Source organism: Hydrococcus rivularis NIES-593 (assembly GCF_001904635.1).
GTDB classification, from domain to species: Bacteria; Cyanobacteriota; Cyanobacteriia; order Cyanobacteriales; family Microcystaceae; genus Hydrococcus; species Hydrococcus rivularis.
In genome coordinates, this window is record NZ_MRCB01000005.1 from 119,069 (window position 1) to 145,924 (window position 26,856).

A 26,856-nucleotide genomic window follows, 5' to 3' on the forward strand; every position below is an offset into this window, starting at 1 on the left:
TTACCTGAATCTCCAGGCGACTAGCTGCCGTCAAGATTAGCTAATCGTAGAATTTACTGTTTTAGCGATAGAGTAATATTTTAAAACTCAATTATTGTGTTATTGAAACTTAATCTATTGGCTTTTAAGTTTTATATCCTTCTATTGTGAGTGTGTCGTGTGAGGAAGCTCGAACTATGGTAACATCTCTATCCCGTAACGGAAATAGCCGTTTTAATCCGCTACAGCCACAACTATCCGTCTTGGCTCAGTCTTCTGCTCGCTTTCCCGAACTTCCCAAGTCTCCCCTATTTGGGACTGACGGCATCCGAGGGAAAGCAGGAGAGTTACTAACCGCGCCTTTTGCCTTACAATTGGGGTTTTGGGCAGGTCAAGTGTTGCGGGAAGTCGCTTCCGAACTCGGACCCGTCATTATCGGGCAAGATTCCAGAAACTCCAGCGACATGCTCTCTATGGCACTAGCAGCCGGATTGACCTCTGCCGGACTGGAAGTGTGGCAATTGGGATTATGTCCCACGCCTTGCGTTGCCTACCTGACGCGAATGAGCGAGGCGATCGGAGGAATTATGATTTCTGCCAGTCACAACCCGCCAGAAGATAACGGCATCAAGTTTTTTAGCAGCGAGGGAACCAAGCTATCGGATTCGCTAGCGCAGAGAATTGAGGAAGGATTGAGAAGCAATCTAGCTCCTACAACGACCGTCGAAGCTTCGACTTCCTGGGGGAAATCCTATCAGCACAAGGCTTTAGTGAAAAATTACGGTCAGTTTTTGCAGGAGTCGCTCCCAGCAGGTATCGATTTTCAGGGAATGCGAATCGTTCTGGATTTGGCTTGGGGAGCCTCCGTCAAAGTCGCACCCTCAGTATTTCGTGCTTTGGGGGCAGAAGTGATTAGCTTGCACGATCGCCCCGACGGGGATCGCATTAACGTTAGCTGCGGTTCCACCCATCTCAATTTATTGCAAACAGCAGTGAAAGAATCTGGCGCCGACATGGGATTTGCCTTCGATGGCGATGCCGATCGCGCCATGGCAGTCGATGCCAAAGGTCGAGCGATCGATGGCGATTATATTCTTTATTTTTGGGGTCAGATGCTCAAAAATCAGAATTTATTGCCCGATAATTCGATCGTCACGACGGTTATGGCAAATCTCGGCTTCGAGCGAGCTTGGCAAGCGATTGGCGGTCAAATGATTCGCACCGCAGTGGGCGATCGCTACGTTCAGGAAAAAATGTGGCAAACGGGAGCTATGCTGGGCGGCGAACAGTCGGGACATATTATCTGCCATCACCACAGCGTTTCTGGCGATGGCGTACAAACCGCCCTGCATCTAGCCGCTTTAGTGCGTCAATTGGGAATTTCCTTAGCCGAATTAGTCGATCGCAGCTTTCAACCCTACCCTCAGATTTTACGGAATATCCGCGTCGAAGACCGCGAACGCCGCGATCGCTGGCAAGAATGCGACCCCCTACAAGCGGCGATCGCTCGCGCCGAAAGCGAAATGGGCGATCGAGGACGAGTTTTGGTTCGGGCATCGGGTACGGAACCCTTAATCCGAGTTATGGTAGAGTCGGCTTGCGCCCAATCGGCTCAATATTGGTCCGAGCAATTGGTTAAAGCCGTCGAGCGATATTTAGTTGCCTGAAATTCGGCGATCGGTTATCAGTTATTAGTTATTTGGTCGGTTTCTTACCCAACATTGGTAACTTTTCACGGTTGAAGCTTATCCTCTTACAATAGAAAGTAAAGAAATGTAACTACCGAGATCGGGAAATGCAGAAAACGATGACAGAACCTCAACCAACCCAAACGCCCAAACTAGAGGAACCCAAGTTTGGATTCAACGACTACGCAGAACGGTTAAACGGTCGTGCAGCCATGATTGGCTTCGTTTTGACTCTTCTAATCGAGTACATTACAGGACAAGGTTTACTTGCCTGGTTGGGTTTGAAATAGTAAATAACACGTATTGCCCCTATGTCTTGCAGGAGGCTAGGGGAAAATACTTAATGATTATTGAACTTTACATTTGGTGCCTTTTTGAGGCAGGTAAGATAAGCTGAAGTTAGAGTCGCGAATATCCTTAGAGAATCTAGAGCCAAGTGATGAACGCTTTATTGCCTCGATTTTTAAAAGTCGCTTACCGCAAGGAACCGATTGCTAGCTTCATTTCGATCGTGGGAGCGGTGGATGCGGCGATCGGCGGTTTTGGCTCGCGCTGGAGCTTACTATCTTTTGGGCTAATGATGGTATTCTTGGCTGCCTTGCTGCGGTGGTGGCAAATGCAAAAAGCGCAAGCGGCGATAGCAGAAAACACTCCCAGACATTATTTGCCGCCTAGCTCGTCTCGAACCCCATTACCCATGTTGACTAACGAAAGACATCGGCGATGAATCCGACTGCTGCGATCGACCAATGGCTAAAAATTGGTGAAGTGGCGACCGAAAGCGGTTTGCCAGTCAAAACAATTCGTTATTACGAAGAACTCGGCTTGTTGACTCCTTCGGTAAAAAGAACGAAATCCGGCTATCGCCTCTTTGACAGATCGGTGTTCAATCGACTTGCATTCATCAAGCGATCGCAGTCTTTAGGTCTCACTCTCAACGACATCCGCAAAATTCTCTCGGTTCGCGATGCCGGAGAACTTCCCTGCGGAGTTGCCAAAGAAATGCTGTTGCACAAGCTAGAGCTAATCCAACAACAAATAAAAGCCCTAGAAATTTTGCAATCTGAGTTACGAGGAATACTATTGGGTTGGCAAGATATGCCATCTCGTGAGAAAATCGCCCAAACAATCTGTCCCAATATTCAATCAGAAATATGAAGTTTAGGGGCGAAGCTCGGAAAAATCGAATTAACTGGACGCTAATCCTAACAATCCTCGCAATTTTCCCAGGAGGGCAGGAACTAACCGCACAAGAGCCAAACCCTTCCGCTCCCTCCGAACCCGTGCCGGGAACCGAAAGAGTATTTTCAGCCAATCCCTGGAGAAAAGCGCTGAAAGTTCATACCCTCTCAGGTCACCTGACAGGCATCACTTCTCTCTCATTTACGAGAGACGGCCGAACGCTAATCAGCGGCGGTAGCGAAAATGATGGTTCCCTGCGCTTTTGGTCGGTTAGTTCGGGCGAAGAAGTCGCCGAGTTTCGCGCTCAACGAACCAACGTGCAGACGATGGCAATTACTCCCAATGGGGAAACGTTAGTGACTAGCGGACCGGATACTATCATTAACCTCTGGGATTTGGCAAGGGGAAAAGAATACAGAGAAAATAGAACATCCTTCTTAGAACACAGCACCCAAGTTCTATCCGTAGCCATTAGTCCCGACGGGAATATTTTGGTTAGCGGCGCTTTAGATGGGATTCGCGTCTGGACTCTCAAGCCGCGCCGCCCTCTTTATCGGTTAAGCTGGATAGGCAACCCCGTCTATGCTATTGCTTTCAACCCTAACGGGTATATCGTCGCCAGCGGCGATGGAGATGGCAGAGTTCAACTTTGGGACGTGAGAGAGGGAACTTTTATCTCTGAATTCTTCCCTCACCAAGAAGCTATTACCGCACTGAGGTTTACTCCCGATGGCAAGCTCCTCATCACAGCTAGCGACGATCGCACTATAAAAATTTGGGATCTGGAAACGGGAACGCTAGTCCATACACTGATCGGACATACCGGTCGAGTCCGCGCGATCGCTCTCAATCCCGACGGACGAACCCTAGCGACTGGTAGCAACGACGGCATTCGCATTTGGGATATCCTAACCGGAGATTTAGTAGGAAGATACTACGGTCACAGAGATTGGGTAACTGCCTTGGCTTTTAGTCCCAACGGACGCTATTTGGCTAGCGGAGGACTCGATTCGCTAGTTAATATTTGGGATAGTGCCTTAGCCAAGCAACCCAAAAAATCTGAGGAAGCAGAGGGAACTGAAAAACCAGAGAGATTAGAAGATTCAGAAGAATCGGAACGATGAATCCGCAACAACAACTCGAACAAGTCGTCGTCACCGCCGAACAAATGCGTCAAATCGAGGCGCGTATATTTGCGGCAGGAATGCCCGTAGCGGCGCTGATGGAAAAAGCGGCAGGACTGACGGCTTCTCGCATTCGACAACTCTACCCGCTTTCTCAAGTCTCGCGGGTAGGGATTTTAATTGGTCCCGGTCACAATGGGGGAGATGCCTTAGTTATTGCCCGCGAATTACATCTGGCAGGCTATCAGGTGTCTCTATATCGTCCTTTTGCCAAGCTAAAGGATTTGACGGCACAGCACGCTGAATATGCCGAGAATTTGGGAATTCCTTCCCATAAGGATCTTCAGTCTTTACAAAACTGCGAGTTGATTATTGATGGATTATTCGGCTTTGGACTGGAGCGATCGCTTTCTGGCGAAATCGCCGAGGCGATCGATCGCCTTAATGAATGGTCGCAACCTGTCGTCAGTATCGACATTCCCTCTGGGCTGCATACGGATACGGGAGAAGTTTTAGGCACCGCCGTTCGCGCCACTTATACCTTGTGTTTGGGGCTATGGAAACGGGGCTTTTTCCAGGATGCAGCGCTCGAATACATTGGCAAGGCAGAACGGATCGATTTTGGCGTTCCGCCACAAGAGGCATGGGCGATTCTCTCGCAAAGCGAACCGATACGACAGATAAATCTATCCAGTGCCAAGCAGTATTTGCCCGTCCCGCGTCCCCCAGTGACGCATAAATACAAGCAAGGACATTTATTGGTAATTTGCGGCTCTCGTCGCTATGCTGGGGGCGCAATTCTTACCGGACTGGGAGCGAGGGCGAGTGGAGTAGGAATGCTCTCGATCGCCGTGCCAGAATCGCTCAAACCCTTGTTGGTAACTCACCTAAGCGACGCTCTCATTATCGACTGTCCCGAAACGGAGACGGGCGCGATCGCCCAGTTGCCCCCGATTGCTTCAGATTTCAGCAAGTATCAAGTCATCGCTTGCGGACCCGGTTTAACTCAGCAAGCGCAATCGATCGTCCAAGCGGTTTTAAAAGCCGAATGTCCGCTCGTGTTAGATGCAGATGGATTAAATAATTTGGCGCAGTTGGGTACGATGGCAAGTTTATCGCTACGAAAAGCTCCAACCGTTCTTACTCCTCATTTGGGAGAATTTAAACGGTTATTTCCCGATATCGATCGCCCGGATCGCGATCGCATTCAAGCAGTACAAAAAGCGGCAGCGCAAAGCGGTGCAATTATCTTATTAAAAGGAGCCAGAACCGCGATCGCTCATCCTCAAGGTTCCGTTTGGTTAGTTCCCACAAGTACGCCTGCCCTGGCGCGAGGAGGCAGCGGAGATGTCTTGACAGGTTTAATTGGGGGCTTATTAGCGCAATCGGCTACTTCCGATGGATTGTTAGAAGCCCTCGTCGCTACGGCGGCTTGGTGGCACGCGCAGGCGGGAATTTTGGCGGCTCAAGAGCGTACTGAGTTAGGAGTCGATGCTTTTACCTTGTCGCAGTATCTCTTGCCATTTCTGAGTAATGCGATCGATAAAACCTAATTATCTTATACCTGAATCCTTACAAAAGTTTTTGTAATTTTCTAAGCGAATAATATCATTTTTCAATTGATTGGGAAGTTAGATAATCTGCCAATAATTTTTCTCCCTTAAAACAAGGCATGCCGAGGAGAGGACTAGCACCACAGGGCACATCAACAGGCACTAATTGTAAGCGCTACAGATGCAGCTCGCTCTTTCGACTCCGGTTTTCTCCAAAGTTGTAATCCAACATAGCTAATAATTAGTAAGAAAAGAGCAATATAATCAACATCAATTACAGTTTTAAACACCTCAAAGAGCATTTTGAATGAGAGAAGTTCGCTGTAAGGCAGTATGTATTTTTCGTCGTATACCGAGCCATGATAGCCTTTTCCTAACAGAGGATAGAGTAAGGTTCCCGACGATTGATACAGCGAAATCATCCAAGGAAGAAGAAAGACGAATGTGAATACTATGACTGCTAAAAACTCCAATATTACTTTTTGTTTATTTTCCGTTCTAGCGATATAAAAAAAGTAACTAGAAGACACGAAAATAACAGCGGCTGGAATTAAATTAGTTTTTGCAGCACAGAGCGCTGCGGTTATCGCAGCTATAATTACAGCATTGGCTATATATTTATTAGCTTTTAATTTCTCCCAATTGAGAGTACAAAAAAGGCTCAAAAATAGAGCCAGTCCAGTAACGTTACTGGTAGAATTTCTATACGCTGGAATTATCAACAGCCATGGGATCAAGATTAAAATTGTTATTCTTTTCGAGAGATTTTTTTCTTGAATCAACCCCAGGATAAGTCCGAAAACCGCGATCGAGGCAATTCCCGGATCGATAATACGAAGATTTTGTTCTGAAAGAACGCTCAGAACAAAAGTATGTAAAAATGATTGTCCTCCTAGAGAAGATACCAGCCTTCGTTCGCTGAAAGGATCTGCTCCCATCGATCCGATTTGCAACATCTTTTCGGGAAAGACAAAATAGGCGTGATAGTCGTCATGTCCGTGAAATGAAGCATTAGAAACCCAACCTGCATATTGAACGAAAATCAGCACGATTGCTAAAATAGAACCAACTAAAACAAATTTATCTTTCTGGCAATCGCGAAGATGCTGAAATAGACTATTTAAAATTAAGTTTCTATTCTGGTAAGAATCGATTGCCCAAACAATTACGCCTAAGCTAAAGAAAATCATAATTGTTGTCGGCGAAATTGTCCGAGTAAGATTGAGTACTCCTCCAAAAATAATACTAAAAGCAATTCCCCAAGCCGCTTTTTGACCCCAGCCAACTCGGTTTTTTGAAAAAAGAAAACGTGCGATCGCTCCTCCCCAACCGATGCAAGACAACAGAATAAAAATTCCCCAGAAAAAGGCAAATAAGTATGAGTTTACTGCTTTGTTAGGATCGATAATGCTCATGATTATTTAACCCCTATATTACTAAAAAATTATAATAATTTCAGCAACCAAGTTTATAATAATTGTTAACCTAGATGGTAAGAAAAAACTTATTTTTTACTTTGGATCTTTAAAAGGTCGAGAATAAAAATATCACCATCATCGTATATTTTTTTTCTAGTGTTGCTCAGTTTGATAAGATTATCTTGAAAATCTAAAGCATGCTTTGCAGTTGTTCGGAACCAGACATGTACGTTTGGCTTGAGCAACTCGATCGCTTTCTTGCGTGGAAAACCTGCTTCTTTCGCATAAGAATAAACAACATATTTTATAGATTTTGAAATTAGATAGTCAGCTAAAACTTCACTTCCTTGAAAGAAAGGCATTCCTGGCGGAGGACTAGCTCCGCCAGGCCAGTCAACTACAAAAATTTGATTCCGCTTAAAATTTAGGAGAAAAGGTTTTTCTAGTCTGGTTAAAATAGTTGCTGACTCTGGAATAGATTGCTGCATTTTGATATATTGTTCGATTTCTTGAGCGGAAACTAACGGTCTATTACTTAATCCCACTCTGATATTACCTATTAATAAGTTTGCATACCTCTGCCAGTTAACATGACCAATTGCACCGCTACCCCCAATGAGCATACCGATGGTCACCATGGCAATAAGCAAAAGACTGGAAGCTGAAACCTTGTTTTTATTTGTATCTTCTGGGTTAGCACAAGCATTGACTAGCAATATAAATATTGCCGCATAAAGAAAAGGAAATGGATAGCGATAGAAGCTACTAGATGAACCTCCAGCAGATAAAGTTACCGCGATCGCTCCTAACCCAACGCTAATTATTAACGAAGGAATTAAGCCCCGTTTATTAACAGCCTGCGGTAGGAATAAAAAGCACAACAAGCCAAGTACTATAAAAACAAAAAAATAAATCCAAAATATTAATTTAATAATAATTTGAATTGAGCTTAAAAATGTTAGTTCGCTTGAAGGCGATAGATAAGTACCGTATACAGATCCATGATAGCCTTTGCCTAAAAGTGGATATAATAAAGTTCCTGATGATTGGTACATCGATATCATCCAAGGCAAAAGAAATACAAACACTAATAGGAACGAGATAATAAATTCATAAATTGCAGTTTTGCATTGTCTTCCAGAACCAAGAATATAAAATAAATAACTAGAAAAAAATAAAAGAACACAGGTCGGAAGTAGACTAGCTTTTAACGAGCAAATTGCTGCTGCAATAATTGCTATAATCAAAGCCTTAGAAAAAAAAATATTTAATTTTAAGTTATCGTCATCAAGCAAAACAAAAAAACTCAAAAAAAGAGCAACAGGAGTTACAGTAATTGAAATATTCGGCTTGGGATAAGGAAGAATCAGAAAGACGATAAGTAGAAAAATAGAGAGATACTTAGATATATGTTTTTTTCTGAGATAACCTATCAGAATTCCTAGGGATATCACTAAAGCAATTCCCGGATCGATAAGATTCAAATTTTGGGTTTCAAGCACAGTAAGAACGAGAGTTTGTAAGAATGATTGTCCTCCTAACGCAACCATTCTTCTTTCGTTAAAAGGATCGGCTCCGATAGATCCTATCTGGATCATCTTCTGAGGAAAGACTAAATAGCCTTGGTAATCATCGCTGCGTTCAAATATATGAGTACGAACCCAGCCAGTACACTCTATTAAAATCAGTAAAAAAACGATAAAAACGCCAAGAATAAATAGCTTATCCTGGAAACAGTTGCGTCCCCGATCTAACAAATTTCTCAACGATCGCCTATTTTGGTAAAAATCGACTATACAATTCAGAAAACCAATTCCTAAGTAAATTAAAATTGTTGTTCGCGAAATAGTCCACGTAAGATTCAAAACTCCGCCAACACAAACAGTAAAAGCCATCCCCAGGCAGATCTTTGTCCCCAGTCAACTCGGTCTTTAGGAAAAAGAATGCGATTGATTAATCCTCCCCACCCGATGAAAGATAAAAGAATAAAAATTCCCCAGCCAAAGGCAAATAAGTATGAAGTTATTGCTAGAGCACGATTGAGAATACTCATTGTTATTTCAACTTAAATACAATTGTCAAAAAGTCTTCGTTCCTCTTTTCCTTTTAGCTATTAGATGCAATTCTGTGAGCATTCGCCATTACAGTTAGTGTAATCGTTGTTGCTGGAATGGAAGGAAAAACTGTAGCATCTACAATATGAACGTTTTGAAACCCTAATGGTCGTCCCAGAATATCGCTCTCAAAGTCCGAGGGATTCAATCTCATTGGAAAAACTCCACCGCTATGGAAACTTCTTCCGGCTTTAGCAATACGTAACAATTGTGGTATTGGGATTCCCTTCAGATATTTTTGCTGACTCAATAGCTTAGCGATAACTCCTCTGATAACTTTCCTAGTCAGATTATTTTGATTAACACTGAGAATTAATTTGCTCGTAGATTCGCTGCTATTTTTTTCTAATCGTACTGAAATAGTTGGTGAAAGATCCGAATGGAGATATCCCTGTATAACCATTAACCTACCGAGTAGTTCTTCGGTTGGAATCTTAAAAAGTGGATAGAGAGGACCCACTATTTTCTGAATGAATGATAAATATAGATCGTTATATGTATAAATCCCTAAATGAATAGTATGCTCGCTTAGACTTTTATCGAATAATTCAATGAAAACTTGTGCTAGAGTATGGAGTTTTTCATTGACTACACCCTTGATATTTCTATAGCGAAGAAATGGCAGGAGAAAATATTGACTATCCTTAATCGACAAAACGCGATCGTAAGCTTGCAAAGATTCAAGCATTATTTTAGTCGTGGACAAAACTCCACAGGCTAAATACACTTTTTCGGCTTCAAAATTCAACGATTCGTCAGTTATTCTAGAGCGAGCAACGATTCTTGCGCTCCCGTTTGACTCAACTATCTTTTCAACAACAACATCTTTAATGTAATTAAAGTTTTTAGCTTGTTTGAGTTGTTCTAGGGTCGATGAAGTATTGTAAATTAAACCATAAGGACAGCCATACATGCACAACCCGCAATAGACGCATCCGAAGTCATTGGCATTGGGTTGGGTACGAATGGCTAGGCGAGAATAGCCAAATTTAAACCCTTGCGCTTCGAGTCTATTTTGATTTAGTTTCAAATCTTCAATCAATGCTACAGCCTGTTTGCTCGGACATAATTTTTGGTAGTTACTACCGTACAAGGGAAAGAGCGATTCTAGGTCGTCTTTGATTGCCGAGAAAGGCATGAATGAGAGCACGGATTCGTAGTGTGGAGCTAAGTCAGCGATCGCAATCGGCCATTGGGCAATATCCGACTGTAAAAAGGGGAGGACTCCCGCTCCCCACACATTGCTTAAACCTGCTTTGGCTAATGAGGGATTGCTCTCTACTCCCGCTTGAACGATGGGAATGTATTTGTCGGTTTCGCGATAGGGAAAATCGGAACCATAAATAAGCTTGAGAGGAACGCCCTTGCTTTCAATCGCCATCCCTTTGCGGATAAAATTTAGGCGAGCCGCATCCCACTCTTGGGGTTGATTTCTACTTAATTGCTCGACAACTTCTCTTCGCTGCGGTTCTAGCTCTAAACCAGCGTCAATAATTGTCACATCCAAACCTTTTTGGACTAGCGCATAGGCACAAGCTACTCCGGCAGGACCAGAGCCAATGATATATCTCATATCTTTCCTACGTACTTATCTTTTTTGCCACTGACAAATGACAACACAAGAAAATAATTTTCCTTGGAACTTTTCTATTAGAGATTCAAGCCACAAAAGAAATGGTGAATAGATAGGCTTCCAACTCAGAGGGATCCGCAATATTAAGGAGCTTAGGACGAAGAGATAAGCTACGTTGCCTTTGTATTGTTCCTTAACAAAGGAAAATTTTGATGAAAACTCTTTTTTTAATTGGTCTAAATCAATGGCTTCCTCATTGTCTGCAAAATATTTGCGATCGCGCTTGTACCAAAAATTTCTAATTGCGTCGGGGAAAGATCCTTTATGGGGTTCCAAGAAACATAAATAACCGCCAGGTTTTAAGATGCGATAAATTTCTGCGATCGCATCTGAAACATAGGGATGGACGTGATGCAACCCGCCTACAATCGCCACAACATCGCAGGAGTTACTTTCTAGACCAGTTTCCAAGATTGAAGCGCAAATCGCCTCGCAATCCGTCCAACGTTCTCGGAAATGACTAATTTCCTGCTCCGATATATCGATTCCTATTACTCTAGCTCCATTCTCTAAAAGATAGCCCGTCGTCTCGCCGCTGCCACACATTGCCTCAACTACTTTCTTGTCAGCAAGGGCGATATTAGCAAACATGGGTTGGTTAAAAAATTTATAGCGATATTTTTGACTCCAAATATCTCCATAATGGGCTGTATATTCTGCGGCAATTGTGTCATAGTGAGTTTTCTGCAATTGTTGTGTATCCATAGATTTCTCTCGTTTGAAGTTGTTTGCTGAAACTTTCTCTAATTCAGACCAAAATATTTGCGTATAACTGCAATATTCTTCTCCACTTCAGAACGAGAATAACGGGGATAGGTTGGTAAGAAGATTAACTCCTCAGAGACGTGCCTTGCATTGGGGCAATCGCGATAAAATTCCTTAAAGGCTGGTAAATCGGCATTATTGTGATAATGTTGAGCCGCCACATCGCGACAATGCTTCATCATGAACTTGAGAAGCTCGTCTCTTTTGGCATATTGAATCGGGAAATAAGTATAAATATGGGAAAAATCGCGGCGATCGGGAGGGATAATTAATTCCTTAATATCTTTGAGTCCCTCATAATAAGTCAGACCATTTTCAATTCTCACCTTGCTATCGCGATCGATCTTGTCGAGCTGGGATAAGGCGAGACGAGCTTGAAAGGGAACAAACTGGGATTTGTAGGATTCGGGCAGCTTATCTTTTCGACTGGCATCGAGTTCGATGCGGACGATTTTATTGATAAATTCAATATCGTTGAGAAAGCCAAATCGGAAAATCCAGTAGGTAAATAATTTAAAGACAAGGGGATTGGTGGCAATGTCGGCAAATAAACCAGACTTGACTTTTTTTAATAAATATGGTAAAGGAGGATAGGCAAAACTCGCTAACTCGGTGCGGATTTTCTCAATGACATCTTGGCGATTGGAAATTACGGCTCCTCCCAGCCAGGTATTGATATTTTTGTACATTCCAAAGCTGAATACGCCAGCATCTCCGATCGCGCCGACTGGCTTGCCCTGCTCTTTGGTGCCAAATGCCTGAGCGCAATCCTCAATTAAGGGAACGTTAAAGCGATCGCAGATCTCCTTAATCCGGTGCGCCTCGGCAGCCAGTCCGTGTAGGTGAGTAATCAAAACTGCCCCCGTATTGGAATTGATAAGGCGTTCGACTTCGGCAACGGAGATATTACACGTCTGGCGGTCAACATCGGCAAATACCGGACGACCTCCCGCACTAATCACCATGTTGGTGATATCGACAATCGTGTAGGGAGACATGATGACTTCCTGACCCGGTTTGATCAGCGCCTTGACGGTGAGGTACACGCCTACCCGATTCTGAGGAACGCAGACCGCATACTCGGTGCCAAATCGGCTACAGAGTTCTTTTTCCAGAATTTCAATTTCTTTGCGGTCTTCGGGGGAGCGTTTTCTCAGTAGTAAATCTTCTAACAAGAAAAGATAGCTATTTCGATTAGTGTAAATTCGATATCGAGGATTGGGTGCAAAAGTTAACATCGTTAATATGCCTCGCGAGGTAAACGTGCTTAGGAGCGATCGGGTTTGACTAGATTTAGATACATATAGAGTCCCAGCCCTACTACTACCAAGCTCCCCATCAGAAAAACTTGGATAGCCGTTGCTGCGGCTATGCCCTGTGCAGGCTTGTAAGCCAATAAGCCCAACGTAAAAGCGAAAGCATACTGATAGGTGCCGACGAAGCCGGGAGCAGATGGAATGAGGGAACTCAAGCTGGTTACGCCCGTTACCAGCAGCATCTCCCATACACCCAGAGACACATTGACTGCCTTTAATACCGACCAAATAACGAGCGCCTCCAGCAGCCAAATAATGAGAGAGAGATTGACAACCCGCACCGCGCCAACTCCGCGCATCACGCTCAAGCCTTGGCGAAAACTTTCTACGCGGCTAGAAATGGCATTCGGAAAACGGTCAAGCCAATCCTTTCCAGAGCCAGACTTTTTACCCAAAAGCAAAAGGGCGATAAAAATGCTGATAAAAAGTAGGGCGCTGACTGCCGTAAGACTGCTTAGGAGTGGATGATCGGGAATAAATAACTGTCCTAGAACCAAGTAAAGTACGACGATCAGACCATCTAAGACTCGCTCTGCCAAAATAGAACCGACCATTGCAGAACGAGACAGACGATAGCGCCGCCCAGCAAAATCTGCTCGGACTAATTCGCCCAGGCGAGCAGGCAGAACGACGTTGGCTGCGTATCCCACTATCAGCGCAATGCCGACCGATTGAAACGAGAGAGTTTTGATATCGCAGAGCAAGATGCGCCAACGCGATACCCTCAGCCAAAGATCGGCAACGTAGAAACCAAGCGAAATAAACAGCCATCCCACATTAGATTGGAAGAGAATCGCGCTTACTTGCTCCCAACTGGTTTGACGTAGGGAGAGCCATAAAAAAGCTGCGCCGATCGCAATCCCGATCGCTCCACGGGCAAAATTACGCCAATGACTGATGGTCATGAGTTTTCAGTTTCAACGTAATATAACAGGTTTGAAATCGGACCAAAGAGCCGGAAATGTTTTTTAGTCACTTTAACATTCACTGGAAAAAAACCGAGCATGTCTTTTTCCGAGAGGATATTAAAATGCTCTTCCTTAGCCCAAAAATCTTGACCGACCCAGGTCAGAATTTGGCGAAACCAGGCGGGGGGAAGCCAGTGAATGAAGGGAAAACCCGTCACTAAATCTACAGGATACCAGCGGTTTGGCGTGGTAATGAAACAAGTCCGTCCGACGCGACAGAGTTCGCGAACGAAAGCTTTTTGTTTGTCGCGATTTCCTACATGGGCGATCGTGGCAAAACTGACGACCAGATCGAAGCTTTTATCGGCAAATGGCAAATTCAGCCCATCGGCTTGTACGAATTTTAGTCCTGGATATTCTTGTTCTAGAAATGATGCGTCCTCTATTCCCGAAGCCGTAAGGCTTTGAGGATAGGGATAGAGCCGCTCAAAAAAATTGCAATCTTCGCGGCGATCCGAAGTGACTCCCACATCTAATACTGTGGTCTCTGGCGTTACGCGGGCTACTTGCATCAGCGACTCAAACATTTTTTGACGAGCGTACCAAGAGAGTTTGGTAGCAAAACCGCCAATTTTAGGTCCGATGTAAGGGCTTTCTTTATAGGTCGAGGAAGTCATAAGCTAAGCCGTTCCAGTAGTCAGGTTTACTAAAAAATCAAACAATTTCTCGGTGCTTTAATCCCAGTACGCTCAAAAAGAAGCTCGATAGAACGATCTGAAAACCAAGCGACAGGGAAGTCACTGCCGGGATAACGATTCGCATCGTTTTGGTAGGGTCGAGTACGCCAAAATCTTGGGTTCCCCAAATGCCAAAAGCATAGATAGAACCCCCTATTCCAGCTAACAACAACAGGCTGCCGACAATCAGTCCTTTCTCTAAATCGATATAGCGAAATAACCTGTTCAATCGGGGATCTTCAGGCAGTAGTCCTTCGCTAATCGCAAAAATTTTGGTGAATACGGCGAAAAGAACGGCTTGAAAGCCCACCAGAATTGCCGTTGCTGCGAATAGGAGCGTGTGGATGTCGAAGAGTCCTCTCGGTCCCGGTAGAAGCCAAATTCCGACGATTAAACCCACAAGCATCAGCAGTGCGCCAGGATAGAGAAACAACCAGCGCGGACTGTAGAGCAGCAGGAAACGCAAATGCCGCCAACCATCTCGCCAGCTACGCAGGTGCGGAGGACGGCTGCGACCGTCGGGAGAGAGGGTCGTCGGGACTTCAGTAATTTTCATCTTATGCAGGGTGGCTTTAACCACCATTTCACTGGCAAATTCCATCCCAGAGGTGCGCAAATCGAGTGCTGCGATCGCGTCTTTTCTAAAACCTCGCAGTCCGCAGTGAAAATCTTTGCAGGGACTAGCAAAAAACAGCCGCCCTATCCATGTCAGCACGGGATTTCCTAGATATTTGTGCAAAGGCGGCATCGCCCCTGGTTTGATGCCGCCTTTAAAGCGATTTCCCATTACCAAGTCGTGACCTGCACGCAGTTGTTCGAGAAAGGGATCTAGCTGAGTAAAGTCGTAACTATCGTCGGCATCGCCCATGATGATATACTTCCCGTTGGCAGCAGCAATTCCACCCCGCAGGGCGCTACCATATCCTTTCTGCTCGACATGAACGACGCGGGCACCCATGCGAATAGCAATCTCCTGCGATCCATCCGTACTGCCGTTGTCAGCAACGACAATTTCACCCGCAATCTGGTGTTGGTCTAAGTATTGCCGAGCTTTCTTGATGCAGGTGGCTAGGGTTTCTGCTTCATTTAAGCAAGGCATGACAATAGAAAGTTCGGGAGAGAGGGCTTTAATGTCAGGCGATTGACTGAAATTTAAGGGATTTATCATGATTTCTTAAACCTGGCTCACTCTTACGAGCTAATGCGAAGTAAATCTTGTGCTATTGAAGAAGTTTAACTTTACTCGCTAAACCTCTGAATAAATCAAGATTGTCAAAATTGCAGATAAAGCTAGATAAATATCCAAAAAAACTAGAAAATTTGTTGCTTATGCTGGAGTAAAGTAGTCAACAAGTTCAGTATAGTGACAGATTTTATTGAGTCAAGAGTGGTTAAGATATTTGAAGATTTATTAAAATTATGTAAATTAAAGAATTTTTTAGCGTTCTCAACCCCCTCTAACCCGTGAAAGCTCTTAAAACTTTTAAGACACTAAAACCAGAACAACTGAGCAATCTGCTCGTTTTATTTGCGACTGGTCTGTTCTTTTGGACGAGTATTACTACCTTGCTGCCAACTTTACCCGCCTATGTTGAGGATCTTGGCGGAACGCCACAGCAGGTAGGAATAGTAATGGGCTGTTTTGCGATTGGTCTGTTGCTCTCCCGAACTTGGCTGGGGCAATTAGCCGACCAAAAAAGTCGTAAAATAGTCGTGCTAATTGGAACTGTGGTCGGTGGGATTGCACCATTGGGTTATCTGTTCGTGCAGTCTATTTATCCTTTGATGGCAATCCGGGCATTTCACGGGATTAGTATTGCTGCGTTTACAACGGGATATAGCGCTTTAGTAGTGGATATATCGCCCGTGAAGCAACGGGGAGAATTAATCGGTTACATGAGTTTAGCCGTTCCTATCGGCATGGCAATCGGTCCCGCTTTGGGGGGATATTTGCAAGCTTCTGTCGGTTATACGCCTCTATTTTGGGTTTCTGCCAGTTTGGGTTTTTTGGGTTTTGTCTTAGCCAGTCGAATAACACAAGACAGTCGGCAAACTATCTCTTCTCAACAACTAGAAGATGAAGTCACTCTATTTCAAAGTCGAAAGTTTTGGGAAATTTTTATTGCTCCTTCTTTTCTGGTGCTAACTCTAATTATGTTGCTCGTTGGCTTGTTATTTGGAACGCTAGCGTCATTCTTGCCTTTGTTTATTCGAGAGATCGATCTCGATTTAAATGCAGGATTATTTTATACGGCAGCCGCGATCGCTAGTTTTTCCGTCCGCATTTTTGTCGGTAGAGCGAGCGATCGCTACGGTCGAGGACTATTCATCACAGCTAGTTTAACCTGCTATAGCCTATCGATGCTACTATTAAGCTCCGCGACCACGCCGTCTTTGTTTATTCTTGCTGCAATTTTAGAAGGGGCGGGAGGCGGCGTGCTGATTCCCATGACGATTGCTTTACTTTCGGATCGTTCTTACGACGGCGAACGCGGAAAAGTTTATGCGGTTTGTATTGGCGGGTTTGATGTCGGGATCGCGCTTGCGGGTCCAATTCTAGGATCCTTAACAGCAATTATAGGCTATCGAGGCTTATTTTCTGTAGGGATTAGTTTAGCCTCGATCTCCTTAGCATTATTTATTACCCTATGCAATAAAAACTTGAGCGATTCCCTTCGCTTTGCTTTCGGTAAAGGAAAGGATCTTTATGCTTTAGATTAATTCAAATTCTTCCTATATTTCTGTTTGAGAAATTCCACGAGTTTTTAAAATATCTGTCACCGTAGAACAATAATTCGTTAAGCCAAAGCTTTCAGGGCTAGTGATATTTTGATAAGTAGAATGCCGATTATTAAGAAGAAACCTATCCCAAGCAGCCATTTGAACCCGAAATACAGCTATAAAAAAATTAGCTAACCAAACATATAAAGGAATGCGAAAATAAATTCTTTTATTAAAATAAGCACAAATTTCTTCTATAGCTTCATTAACGGTTGTCGGTTGATATCCTAAGATAAATTGCCTGCTAGATGTCTCAGATGGAGGACGATCGACTAAATATTTAATGACTTGAGCGATATCTCGTGCGTGGATGAAGTGAAAGCTGCCGTCTGCTTTAAACCAACGAATTAAGTCTATCCACTTAACAACATCGGGCAAACCAGCGGCAATATGAGAATAGGGTTTATTTTCATCGCCTCCGAATACTAAAGTAGGAAATACTTTGGTAATTTTAGATGCTAATGCAAGTTTAGATAATCGAGAATAACATTCATATTTGGTGCGAATATAATCGGTTCCAATTTCGCCTGCTTCTTTGAGCAAATTATTATTACTATCCAAAATACTAGCTGTAGAAAAGTAAATGACTTGCTCGCATATCTTTGGATCGAGCAACTCGATTAAGCAGATCGTTTTGAGAACGTTAATTTCAAATGATTCAACGGCTCCACCCCAACTGGTAGCTGCTAAAATAGCAACTTCTATCGTTTTAAGTAACTCGCTATATTTTTCGATCTCTTGCAGATTTCCCTGTAAAATCGTTATTCCAGGACGTGCCTTATAATCAAATTTCAGCTTATTTGGATTTCTAACTAATAAAAATAGTTCGTGTTTGGTTTCTTGAATTAGTGCCTCCGCCAAATAGTGACCGATACAGCCACTCGCACCTGTTAAAAAAATTCGCATATTAAAGATTAATTTTGCCGTTTAAATTTTAATATTTTCTCCTGTAGCATCGATCTCGATTTGGACTAGAGACAACAGCTCTCTAACCATTGTTCCCAGGCCGGGTTGACCGATAAATCTTGGTTCCCTCATCCCTAAATCCCTTCTCCCAGAAGGAGCGAAGGGACTTCAGACAAAAGTCTTAAGTTGAGGTCCCCTCTCCCTCTCTGGGAGAGGGGTTGGGGTGAGGTCGTGTCAGTTAACTATTCCCAGGCTCAGCCTGGGAACGAGAAGCTTGAGGTTCTATCTCAAGAAACTAATGTACAAATGGCTTGTCCCAGAAGACCTTAATCTAAAATCCAAAATCCCTCGTCAACTGATACTTCCGACTGCATATTTCGCTTCTTTGTATCTCACTTGTTTTGCCGTCTCAAAGAAGTAAGCCACATTTTCTTCTGGCGTGTTTGGGAGAACGCCATGACCGAGATTGAGAATGTGTCCCCAGTTACCAGCCTTTTTAACGGTGTCAAAAATGCGATCGCGAATAAATTCCTTAGAGCCAAATAGCACGCCAGGGTCGAGATTTCCCTGGACTTTCACCTGCTTGCCCAATCTTGTCCGTGCCTCTGCCATATCCACCGTCCAGTCTACGGTGACAACATCTGCGCCTGAGAGAGCCATTCGCTCTAGCACGCCTGCACTGCCACTGACAAGAAGAATCAAGGGCGTATCTGGATGGGTTTGCTTCACCTGCTCGAATACCCGCTTTTGATAGGGAAGGGCAAAAGTGTCATAGTCTTGGGGACTCAGTTGACCTGCCCACGAATCAAACATTTGTACTACCTGAGCGCCACAGTCAATTTGGTAGCGGACATAGGTTGCGATCGCATCTGCAAGTTTTCCGAGCAACCGATGCAATATCGTTGAGTCTGAGAATGCCATGCTTTTGATGATGGAGTAGGTTTTGGAACCTTTTCCTTCCACTGCATAAGCTGCTAGCGTCCAAGGCGCACCCACAAAGCCTAAAACTGTAGATCGATCGCCAACTTCGGAGCGCAGAGCCTGTAAGATGGTTTTGATAAACGGTAGAGACTCTTCTGGTTCGAGGGAACGTAGGTTATCGACTTGTTCGGATGTGCGGATGGGAGCGTGAATAATTGGTCCTTTCCCTTCGGCAATATCCATATCGATGCCCAAACCAGGCAAAGGCGTGACGATATCGGAAAACAAAATTACGCCGTCTGGCTGGAAGGCTTTCCAAGGTTGCAGAGAAATTTCAATCGCCACTTCTGGGATTTCCGAGCGATCGCGAAAAGAAGGATACTTCTCTCTTAAATCTCGATAGGCTTTCATATAGCGCCCCGCCTGCCGCATCATCCACACGGGAGGACGGTCTACTGCTTCGCCACGCGCCGCTCTTAAAAGATAGGGTATCTCCATTGACCCAGCCATATAATCTCCTAACCAAAAAAATTTTGTGTTATCGGGGCATTTTATGTGTCTGTATAGCACATTCGTTTAGCTTATCATTGTTAATTCCCGTCTCGAAAAAATCTTCCCAAGAATAGAATAGCCCGCCTAAGCGGGCTGAGTCCGTTTTGTCTAAAGATCGGTGTTGTTTACCGTCCCGGCATTGTATATTTAAAGTTCGTTGGACCTTGATAGCCCGAAAGCTTGGCTAATTCTTCCGGTAATTTAACGCCTTGATGTATCTTCCCGTTAATCTCCCAAGTTGGGAAAGACTGAATCTTGGCATCGGCGCAGGCTTGAGGTTGTGGATTATTGCCTTGGGGATCGCACTCGATATAGTTAATTTCTTGGAAGGCTTCTTGTCCGAGTAGCTGTTTTTGTTCGTAGCAGTGAGGACACCAAAATGCCCCGTATTCTTTCGCACCGATAGCTTTTAAATGTTTTGCCAGGGCAATTTCTGCTTCTCCAGAAGTTGTGGTGATTTTCCAACCATAGGGGGGTTGAGGATTGGTTTTCGCTTCGGGAATGGGAATGCGTCCTCCTTGTGCGGTTGGAAGGGTATCGACATTAGCATATACGGCTAAAGTTCCCACAATCGTTATAGTTCCAACGATCATTGCGGTGAAAACAATTTGCCCTAACTCTTCCCATTCGCGCCCGACAATGGTTAGCACCAACAAACTGAGGGAAAATATGGCGGAACCGATACAATACGGACAAGGCGTTTTGAGTTCGGTGGCTAGAATAAACATTAAATAGCCGCTGAAAACTGTCATTGCCGTTGCGCCGATCAGTAAGAGCAGCCAAGTCCAGTCTTCTAGTTGTTTCCTCAGTCCTTTGTTGGTTTCTGGGCTAACAAACAACGGACTCAAAGCAAAGGTCGCCATACCGATATAGGCGAGGCTACCAAAGAGGGACAGAGGTGATCCAGAACGACCGAACGGATAGGCATAAGCGCTGTCTAGCACGTCTTTACAGCCCCCTGCCGCTTGGGCAGCCTCAGCAGTGCAGGCAACGTCTCCGCCTGTTAATTTTGTGATGGTTAAATAGGCGGTGAGGATCGCTCCAACAATAGCGATCGCGCCAATGATTGGACGCGACCAACGATGAATCCAGGGAAGAGTACGTCGGCGACTCATAGTCAGTTACCAGTTATCGGTAGTGGCTTTTCACTATCAGCGATTGTAACAATGTCTCACTGAGTTAGCTTAACAGAAGTTACAGATTTAAATTTTTCTTTGGCAGCCGCGACTTGGCGTGCCGCTTCGACAAACTGAGCAACTCGAATCGGATCGACGGGTTCGGTAATTTTTCCGTTCCGTTTGAGGGAACTAGCAACGATCGCGCCGTCGGCAGCTTTCATCAGTTGACCGATATTTTCCCAGGTTGCGCCGCTGCCGATGAGAACGGGGGTTCCCTTTGCCGCCGCAGTTGCCAGTTCTAAGTCCTCGAAACTCGGAGGACTTCCCGTTGCCCAACCGGAGAGAATGACTGCATCGGCTAAACCGCGTTCGATGGTTTCTTGGACGGCTGTCGTCAGATTGGGCATTCCCAGAGGACGGGCATGCTTGACGAGTACGTCTGCTAGGATCGCTACGTCAGCGCCCAGTTCTCGACGGTAGCGCATCAGTTGATGGGCTTGTCCTTCGATGAGTCCTTGATCGGTTGCCATTACTCCGGTAAGTACGTTGACGCGGATAAATTGAGCGTTGACGCAAGACGCGATCGCGAGGGCACTTTTGGCATCGTTGCGCAATAGATTGATCCCTACTGGTACGACTACCAAATTCATAATGCGATCGACAATCAACGTCGTCGCGCTCACCACCGCCGGATCGACGCAATCTTTCGCAAAGGGAGCGTCAAAGAAATTTTCGACTATAATTCCGTCTACGCCTCCGGCCGCTAACGCGGTTGCTTCCTGTTCTGCTCGCTCGATAACCGCTTTCAGGCTGCCCCCCCAACGCGCCGAGGTGGGCAACGGCAACAGATGAACAACGCCGATAATCGGATTGGGTGTGTTGAAAATTTGAGTTAAGTTCACTGAAATCTACCTAATGCACCGCCTGTTTGTCTGCCATCTGCTTTATGTCCAATAAAAAATTGTATCGAGAATAGGTCTCGGATGGCGAGCAAAATTTTTACTTCGAGATCTGCGCTCGTTTCCAAAATCAGTTAAAATATCTTAATAAATTGTGAAAAAATTATTGCCAACCCTTTCTAAAATTTTCAATCGAATGGGCAACAAGCCAACCATTGCCATTTCCCATTTAGGCTGCGAGAAAAATCGAATCGACTCCGAACACATGTTGGGCTTGCTGGCTAAAGCTGGCTATCGAGTAGATGCCAACGAAGATTTAGCTGATTACGTTATCGTTAATACCTGTAGTTTTATTCAAGCCGCTAGAGAAGAGTCCGTTCGGACCTTAGTCGAATTAGCAGAAGCCGACAAAAAAATTATTATTTCTGGCTGCATGGCGCAGCATTTCCGCGAACAACTACTCGAAGAGTTACCGGAAGCGGTTGCCATAGTCGGAACTGGGGATTATCACAAAATCGTTGAAGTTATCGAACGAGCAGAGGTAGGCGAACGAGTCAAAGAAGTTTCTGACCAACCGACGTACATCGCCGACGAAACGACCCCTCGCTACCGCACGACAAACGAAGGAGTCGCTTACCTGCGAGTTGCTGAGGGATGCGACTATCGCTGTGCTTTTTGTATCATTCCCCACTTGCGAGGCAACCAGCGATCGCGCTCCATCGAATCGATCGTCGCAGAAGCCCAACAACTGGCCGATCAGGGCGTACAAGAAATCATCTTAATTTCCCAAATTACAACCAATTATGGGTTAGACTTGTATGGAGAGCCAAAGCTAGCCGAACTCTTGCGGGCGCTGGGAAAAGTTGACGTTCCTTGGATTCGGATGCACTATGCTTATCCGACCGGACTGACTCCAAAAGTTATCGACGCTATTCGAGAGGTACCCAACGTTCTGCCCTATCTAGATTTACCCTTACAACACTCCCATCAAGATATTCTCAAAGCAATGAATCGCCCCTGGCAAGGGCGCGTTAACGATGCTATTATCGAACGCATTAAAGCTTCGATTCCAGAAGCTGTCTTGCGAACGACCTTTATCGTCGGCTTTCCCGGAGAAACCGACGAGCATTTTGCCCATTTAGTCGATTTTGTCAAGCGCCACGAATTCGACCACGTAGGCGTTTTTACTTTCTCGCCGGAAGAAGAAACGCCAGCCTACACCATGCCCAATCAAATTCCTCAGGAGGTGATGGAGGAGAGGCGAGATCTTTTAATGCAAGTGCAACAACCCATTTCCGAAAAGAAAAATCGCGCTTGCGTCGGGCAAACCGTTGAAGTCCTCATCGAGCAAGAAAATCCCGAAACGCTGGAATTTATTGGACGTTCGGCGCGCTTTTCTCCAGAAGTGGACGGAGTGGTTTACGTTCGAGGAGAAGGGGCATTAAATGAAGAAGGGGCATTAAATGAAATCGTGCCAGTCAAAATTACCGATTTCGATATCTACGACCTCTATGGCGAAGTTGCTTGGGAAGAATAAAACGGCTCAAACTGGCATAAATTCGCTAAAAATAGAAAGTTTAGGGTCAATTTTTCAGATTTTAACGCATAACTAACACCTAATCACGCTCAATTATGACTATTTCCTTCAAAAGCTTAGGATTATCAGACACTAGAGTCAAACAGTTAGAAAATTTAGGTTTTATCAATCCTACAAATATTCAAGCCCAGGCAATTCCCCTGCTACTAGAAGGTCGCGATGTTGTCGGTCAATCGCAAACCGGAACGGGAAAAACCGCAGCCTACTCGCTGCCAATTCTCGATGCGATCGACGGACGAAATTCCGCCGTGCAAGCACTAATTTTAACGCCGACGAGAGAATTAGCCCAACAAGTTGCCGAAGCGATTAAAGATTTTACAGGCGATCGCCGACTCTTCGTTCTTACAGTCTATGGCGGTCAATCGATCGAACGTCAAATCCGCAGTCTGGAACGAGGCGTTCAGATCGTCGTAGGCACTCCCGGACGTGTCATCGACCTGCTCGATCGCAAAAAACTCATCTTAGACCAACTTCGTTTTGTCGTACTCGACGAAGCCGATGAAATGTTGAGCATGGGTTTCATCGACGACGTGAAAAAGATCCTCAAACAGACGCCAGCAACTCGTCAGACGGCTTGTTTCTCGGCAACTATGCCGCGAGAAATTCGCGAGTTGGTCAATCAATTCTTACAATCTCCCGTTACCGTAACCGTAGAACAGCCACAAGCGGCTCCCGCTAAAATCGAGCAGCATGTTTATATGGTTCCTCGCGGCTGGACGAAACTTAAAGCCTTGCAACCGATTTTAGAAATAGAATCCCCAGAATCGGCAATTATTTTCGTGCGCACCAAGCAAACGGCAGCCGAACTGACAAGCAAGCTGCAAGAAGCCGGTCAATCCGTCGATGAGTATCATGGCGATCTCAGCCAAGTGCAACGAGAACGACTAGTGCAGCGCTTCCGGGAAGGAAAAATTCGCTTAGTGGTAGCAACTGATATTGCGGCGCGAGGTCTGGACGTGGAGAATTTGTCCCACGTAATTAACTACGACCTGCCAGATAATGCCGAAACCTACATTCACCGCATCGGTCGCACCGGACGAGCAGGCAAGACAGGAACGGCAATTGCTTTGGTAGAACCGATCGATCGCCGAGCGCTCAAGCAAATCGAACGCCGTCTCCGCCAAAACATAGAAGTCAGCCGCATTCCAACTCGCTCTCAAGTAGAAGCCAAGCGCTTAGAAAAACTGCAAGCGCAGATTAAGGAATCTTTGGCAGGAGAACGGATGGCTTCTTTCTTGCCCCTCGTGCGGGAATTAAGTGCCGAATACGACCCGCAGGCGATCGCAGCAGCAGCTTTGCAAATGATGTACGACCAAAACTGTCCCAACTGGATGAAAACCGATTGGGAAGTCCCTGCGGCAGCTCCCTTACCCAAACCCAATCTCAAGCGCAAATACAACAAAAACAATCGCTCGTCAGACAGAAAGCCTGTCTCTCAGAATCAAGTGCGCTGACGCATCGACTAAAGGGAAAACAGTTGAGAGCCAGGAACTTAAGTTCCTGGCAAATTATTTAGGTTATGTATGTCGCCGCTTCTAAAATATTAAAAGTTGTAACTATTTGGTGAAAGAACGGGAACGAGCTATTAACTCCGGTCAAGCACTGCGATACTCTAGATCGAGTCCCTTATTGATGCTTCGCTAACAATACATTTTATGACCGTTTCTAGTCCTAGCCGCACCATTCGCATTGGTTCTCGCAAAAGCCAATTAGCCCTGGTTCAGACTTACTGGGTGCAGGAACAACTTCAGAAACACTATCCCGACAGGCAGTTTGAAGTTGAAACCATGAGTACCCAAGGCGACAAAATTCTCGATGTCGCTCTTGCCAAAATTGGAGATAAGGGACTATTTACCAAAGAACTCGAAGTGGGAATGATCGACAAGCAAATCGATCTAGCCGTCCATTCTCTCAAAGATTTGCCTACTAAGTTACCTGAAGGCTTAATTTTAGGTTGCGTCACCGAACGAGTTAACCCCGCCGATGCTTTAGTGGTCAACGAAAAGCATAAAGACAAGCAGTTGGAGACTCTACCAGAAGGCGCTGTAGTTGGAACCTCTTCTCTGCGACGGTTAGCCCAATTACGCCATCATTTCCCTCACCTGACTTTTAAGGACGTGCGCGGAAACGTCAATACCAGACTCTCTAAACTCGACGCGGGAGAGTACGACGCAATTATTCTAGCAGTTGCAGGATTGCAGCGATTGGGAATGGGCGATCGCATTCATCAAGTTATTCCCTCTGATATTTCGCTTCATGCCGTCGGACAAGGCGCGTTAGGAATCGAATGTCGCGCTGACGACGGGGAAGTTCTGGAAGTTCTCAAAGTATTGGAACATACCCAAACCCGCGATCGCTGTTATGCAGAACGGGCTTTCTTACGAGAATTAGAAGGCGGATGTCAAGTTCCTATCGGAGTCAATACCAAAATCGAAGGCGATACCCTCACCTTGACTGGAATGGTAGCGAGTTTGGATGGCAAAAAGCTGGTCAAGGATACGATTAGCGGTAAATCCAGCGATGCCGAACAATTGGGACGGGAATTAGCTATCCGCGTGCGTAACGCTGGCGCAGGGGAAATCTTGGCAGAAATTTTCGCGCAAATTGAGAGGGGTTAGTTATTAGTCTTTGGTCATTGGTCATTCGTTCTTGAGAAAGGACAAATAATGTTGTTTTCGTTAATATCGGAATAATAATTGTTACAAAGGCACAAACAAGAGTACCCGATGCCGGAAGAATTTTCGGCACTCAAGCGGTGCGTCCACAAAGAGAGAAAAGAAAGAAATAAAACTGGTTGACAGACAAATCTTTGTCCTCTCATTTCTAAATCTCTTCTCTCACAAGGAGCGAAGGGACTTCAGGCAAAAGTCTTAAGTTGAGACCCCCTCTCCCAAATAGGGAGAGGGGTTGGGGTGAGGGAGATTTGAGTTTTGTCAGTCAACTAGGAAATAAAATTCTAATGCTGACGAATTGATATAACAAAAAACCAATAACTAATGACTAAGGACAAAACAATGACTTCAATTTTACTCAAAGATATTGTAGATGAATTTGAGTCTCAAATAGACGATCCAGAGGAAAAATTTATTACTACAGGAGTCAGCTGGGAACAGTATGAAAAGCTACTTGACCAACTCGGCGACAGCCTTCGATATCGGGTAACTTATTTAGAAGGCATTTTAGAAATTATGTCTCCCAGTCGCCGCCACGAAAGAAGTAAATCAGTAATCGGTTCTCTTCTAGAAGCCTACTTTCAAGAAAGACGCATTCAATATTTTCCTCTTGGTTCGACGACGTTAAGTAAAGAAGAGAAAAAAGGGGGTACGGAACCAGATGAATCTTATTGTATCGGTACGGATAAAGAAATTCCAGATTTAGCTGTTGAAGTAGTAGTAACCAGTGGCGGCATAGATAAGTTAGCAGTATACAAAAAGCTAGGGGTTAGAGAAGTCTGGTTTTGGCAAAACGATCGGTTTTCAGTTTACTGTCTGCGAGGAAACGAATACGAAAAAATTCCAGCTAGTGAATTGTTACCAAATCTAGATTTGGAACTATTATCGCAGTATGTAACCCGTACCGATACCCTAGAATCAATCTTAGAATTTCGTGCCCAAATTCGTCAAAATAAATAGATAAAGATTAACGAGCAAGACACTCACATTACT

General features: G+C 44.9%; 24 protein-coding genes. 11 read left to right on the forward strand and 13 right to left on the reverse strand.

Annotated elements, in window-relative coordinates; genetic code table 11:
• Window positions 1-176: 176 nt before the first annotated feature.
• The 6 genes from glmM (at window position 177) to NIES593_RS06545 (ending at window position 5,526) form a co-directional block, all read left to right on the forward strand.
• Window positions 177-1,646 (forward strand): phosphoglucosamine mutase, encoded by a 1,470-nt coding sequence (gene glmM, locus NIES593_RS06520; RefSeq protein ID WP_073598806.1) that lies wholly within the window; start codon window positions 177-179, stop codon window positions 1,644-1,646.
• 140 nt (window positions 1,647-1,786) lie between these two features.
• Window positions 1,787-1,957 carry a hypothetical protein gene (locus NIES593_RS23965; protein ID WP_175561053.1) on the forward strand — a complete coding sequence of 57 codons (171 nt, stop codon included), beginning with the start codon at window positions 1,787-1,789 and terminating at the stop codon, window positions 1,955-1,957.
• Between the two features lie 149 nt (window positions 1,958-2,106).
• Entirely contained in the window at window positions 2,107-2,394 is a 288-nt protein-coding gene (locus tag NIES593_RS06530; protein WP_073598808.1) for a hypothetical protein, read from the forward strand.
• Window positions 2,391-2,825, forward strand: coding sequence for a heavy metal-responsive transcriptional regulator (locus NIES593_RS06535; protein WP_073598809.1), 435 nt, complete (start codon window positions 2,391-2,393; stop codon window positions 2,823-2,825). Before NIES593_RS06530 ends, NIES593_RS06535 begins: the two co-directional genes overlap by 4 nt.
• Entirely contained in the window at window positions 2,822-3,973 is a 1,152-nt protein-coding gene (locus NIES593_RS06540) for a WD40 repeat domain-containing protein (RefSeq protein WP_073598810.1), read from the forward strand. The genes NIES593_RS06535 and NIES593_RS06540 overlap by 4 nt, the downstream gene beginning before the upstream one ends.
• The gene (locus NIES593_RS06545; protein WP_073598811.1) at window positions 3,970-5,526 is read left to right on the forward strand and encodes a bifunctional ADP-dependent NAD(P)H-hydrate dehydratase/NAD(P)H-hydrate epimerase; all 1,557 of its coding nucleotides are present in this window, start codon (window positions 3,970-3,972) and stop codon (window positions 5,524-5,526) included. The genes NIES593_RS06540 and NIES593_RS06545 overlap by 4 nt, the downstream gene beginning before the upstream one ends.
• A gap of 152 nt (window positions 5,527-5,678) precedes the next feature.
• Here the strand turns inward: NIES593_RS06545 and NIES593_RS06550 are convergent, their stop codons facing one another.
• The 9 genes from NIES593_RS06550 to NIES593_RS06590 form a co-directional block, all read right to left on the reverse strand.
• Window positions 5,679-6,941: a hypothetical protein gene (locus NIES593_RS06550; RefSeq protein WP_073598812.1), complete on the reverse strand. Its 1,263-nt coding sequence runs from the start codon at window positions 6,939-6,941 to the stop codon at window positions 5,679-5,681.
• Between the two features lie 89 nt (window positions 6,942-7,030).
• Window positions 7,031-8,710 (reverse strand): hypothetical protein, encoded by a 1,680-nt coding sequence (locus NIES593_RS06555; protein ID WP_217651837.1) that lies wholly within the window; start codon window positions 8,708-8,710, stop codon window positions 7,031-7,033.
• 95 nt (window positions 8,711-8,805) lie between these two features.
• Entirely contained in the window at window positions 8,806-8,997 is a 192-nt protein-coding gene (locus tag NIES593_RS06560) for a hypothetical protein (protein WP_073598814.1), read from the reverse strand.
• 53 nt (window positions 8,998-9,050) lie between these two features.
• On the reverse strand, window positions 9,051-10,631 hold the full coding sequence (locus tag NIES593_RS06565; RefSeq protein ID WP_073598815.1) for an NAD(P)-binding protein: 1,581 nt from the start codon (window positions 10,629-10,631) through the stop codon (window positions 9,051-9,053).
• 15 nt (window positions 10,632-10,646) lie between these two features.
• The gene (locus NIES593_RS06570) at window positions 10,647-11,396 is read right to left on the reverse strand and encodes a class I SAM-dependent methyltransferase (protein WP_073598816.1); all 750 of its coding nucleotides are present in this window, start codon (window positions 11,394-11,396) and stop codon (window positions 10,647-10,649) included.
• A 38-nt stretch (window positions 11,397-11,434) separates the two neighbouring features.
• Window positions 11,435-12,694 (reverse strand): DegT/DnrJ/EryC1/StrS family aminotransferase, encoded by a 1,260-nt coding sequence (locus NIES593_RS06575; RefSeq protein WP_073598817.1) that lies wholly within the window; start codon window positions 12,692-12,694, stop codon window positions 11,435-11,437.
• 29 nt (window positions 12,695-12,723) lie between these two features.
• Window positions 12,724-13,677, reverse strand: a complete 954-nt coding sequence (locus NIES593_RS06580; protein ID WP_073598818.1) for a lysylphosphatidylglycerol synthase transmembrane domain-containing protein — start codon at window positions 13,675-13,677, stop codon at window positions 12,724-12,726.
• The gene (locus NIES593_RS06585; protein ID WP_073598819.1) at window positions 13,674-14,357 is read right to left on the reverse strand and encodes a class I SAM-dependent methyltransferase; all 684 of its coding nucleotides are present in this window, start codon (window positions 14,355-14,357) and stop codon (window positions 13,674-13,676) included. Before NIES593_RS06585 ends, NIES593_RS06580 begins: the two co-directional genes overlap by 4 nt.
• Before the next feature lie 37 nt (window positions 14,358-14,394).
• Window positions 14,395-15,585 carry a glycosyltransferase family 2 protein gene (locus NIES593_RS06590; protein WP_073598820.1) on the reverse strand — a complete coding sequence of 397 codons (1,191 nt, stop codon included), beginning with the start codon at window positions 15,583-15,585 and terminating at the stop codon, window positions 14,395-14,397.
• Between the two features lie 296 nt (window positions 15,586-15,881).
• Here NIES593_RS06590 and NIES593_RS06595 point away from each other — a divergent pair, with 296 nt between their 5' ends.
• Window positions 15,882-17,138, forward strand: a complete 1,257-nt coding sequence (locus NIES593_RS06595) for an MFS transporter (protein WP_073598821.1) — start codon at window positions 15,882-15,884, stop codon at window positions 17,136-17,138.
• Window positions 17,139-17,150: 12 nt separating this feature from the next.
• Here NIES593_RS06595 and NIES593_RS06600 read toward each other — a convergent pair whose 3' ends face one another.
• The 4 genes from NIES593_RS06600 to btpA form a co-directional block, all read right to left on the reverse strand.
• Complete coding sequence (locus NIES593_RS06600; protein ID WP_073598822.1) at window positions 17,151-18,104, reverse strand: NAD-dependent epimerase/dehydratase family protein; 954 nt, start codon at window positions 18,102-18,104, stop codon at window positions 17,151-17,153.
• A gap of 351 nt (window positions 18,105-18,455) precedes the next feature.
• The gene (gene hemE / locus NIES593_RS06605; RefSeq protein WP_073598823.1) at window positions 18,456-19,535 is read right to left on the reverse strand and encodes a uroporphyrinogen decarboxylase; all 1,080 of its coding nucleotides are present in this window, start codon (window positions 19,533-19,535) and stop codon (window positions 18,456-18,458) included.
• A gap of 167 nt (window positions 19,536-19,702) precedes the next feature.
• The gene (locus tag NIES593_RS06610) at window positions 19,703-20,692 is read right to left on the reverse strand and encodes a vitamin K epoxide reductase family protein (RefSeq protein WP_073598824.1); all 990 of its coding nucleotides are present in this window, start codon (window positions 20,690-20,692) and stop codon (window positions 19,703-19,705) included.
• Between the two features lie 56 nt (window positions 20,693-20,748).
• The gene (btpA, locus tag NIES593_RS06615; RefSeq protein WP_073598825.1) at window positions 20,749-21,597 is read right to left on the reverse strand and encodes a photosystem I biogenesis protein BtpA; all 849 of its coding nucleotides are present in this window, start codon (window positions 21,595-21,597) and stop codon (window positions 20,749-20,751) included.
• A gap of 193 nt (window positions 21,598-21,790) precedes the next feature.
• Here btpA and rimO point away from each other — a divergent pair, with 193 nt between their 5' ends.
• The 4 genes from rimO to NIES593_RS06635 all read left to right on the forward strand — a co-directional run bounded on the left by rimO (window position 21,791) and on the right by NIES593_RS06635 (window position 26,823).
• The gene (gene rimO / locus NIES593_RS06620) at window positions 21,791-23,131 is read left to right on the forward strand and encodes a 30S ribosomal protein S12 methylthiotransferase RimO (RefSeq protein ID WP_073598878.1); all 1,341 of its coding nucleotides are present in this window, start codon (window positions 21,791-21,793) and stop codon (window positions 23,129-23,131) included.
• A 95-nt stretch (window positions 23,132-23,226) separates the two neighbouring features.
• Complete coding sequence (locus tag NIES593_RS06625) at window positions 23,227-24,645, forward strand: DEAD/DEAH box helicase (RefSeq protein WP_073598826.1); 1,419 nt, start codon at window positions 23,227-23,229, stop codon at window positions 24,643-24,645.
• Window positions 24,646-24,846: 201 nt separating this feature from the next.
• Complete coding sequence (gene hemC, locus NIES593_RS06630; RefSeq protein WP_073598827.1) at window positions 24,847-25,809, forward strand: hydroxymethylbilane synthase; 963 nt, start codon at window positions 24,847-24,849, stop codon at window positions 25,807-25,809.
• A 396-nt stretch (window positions 25,810-26,205) separates the two neighbouring features.
• On the forward strand, window positions 26,206-26,823 hold the full coding sequence (locus tag NIES593_RS06635) for a Uma2 family endonuclease (RefSeq protein WP_073598828.1): 618 nt from the start codon (window positions 26,206-26,208) through the stop codon (window positions 26,821-26,823).
• The last annotated feature ends 33 nt before the right edge of the window (window positions 26,824-26,856 follow it).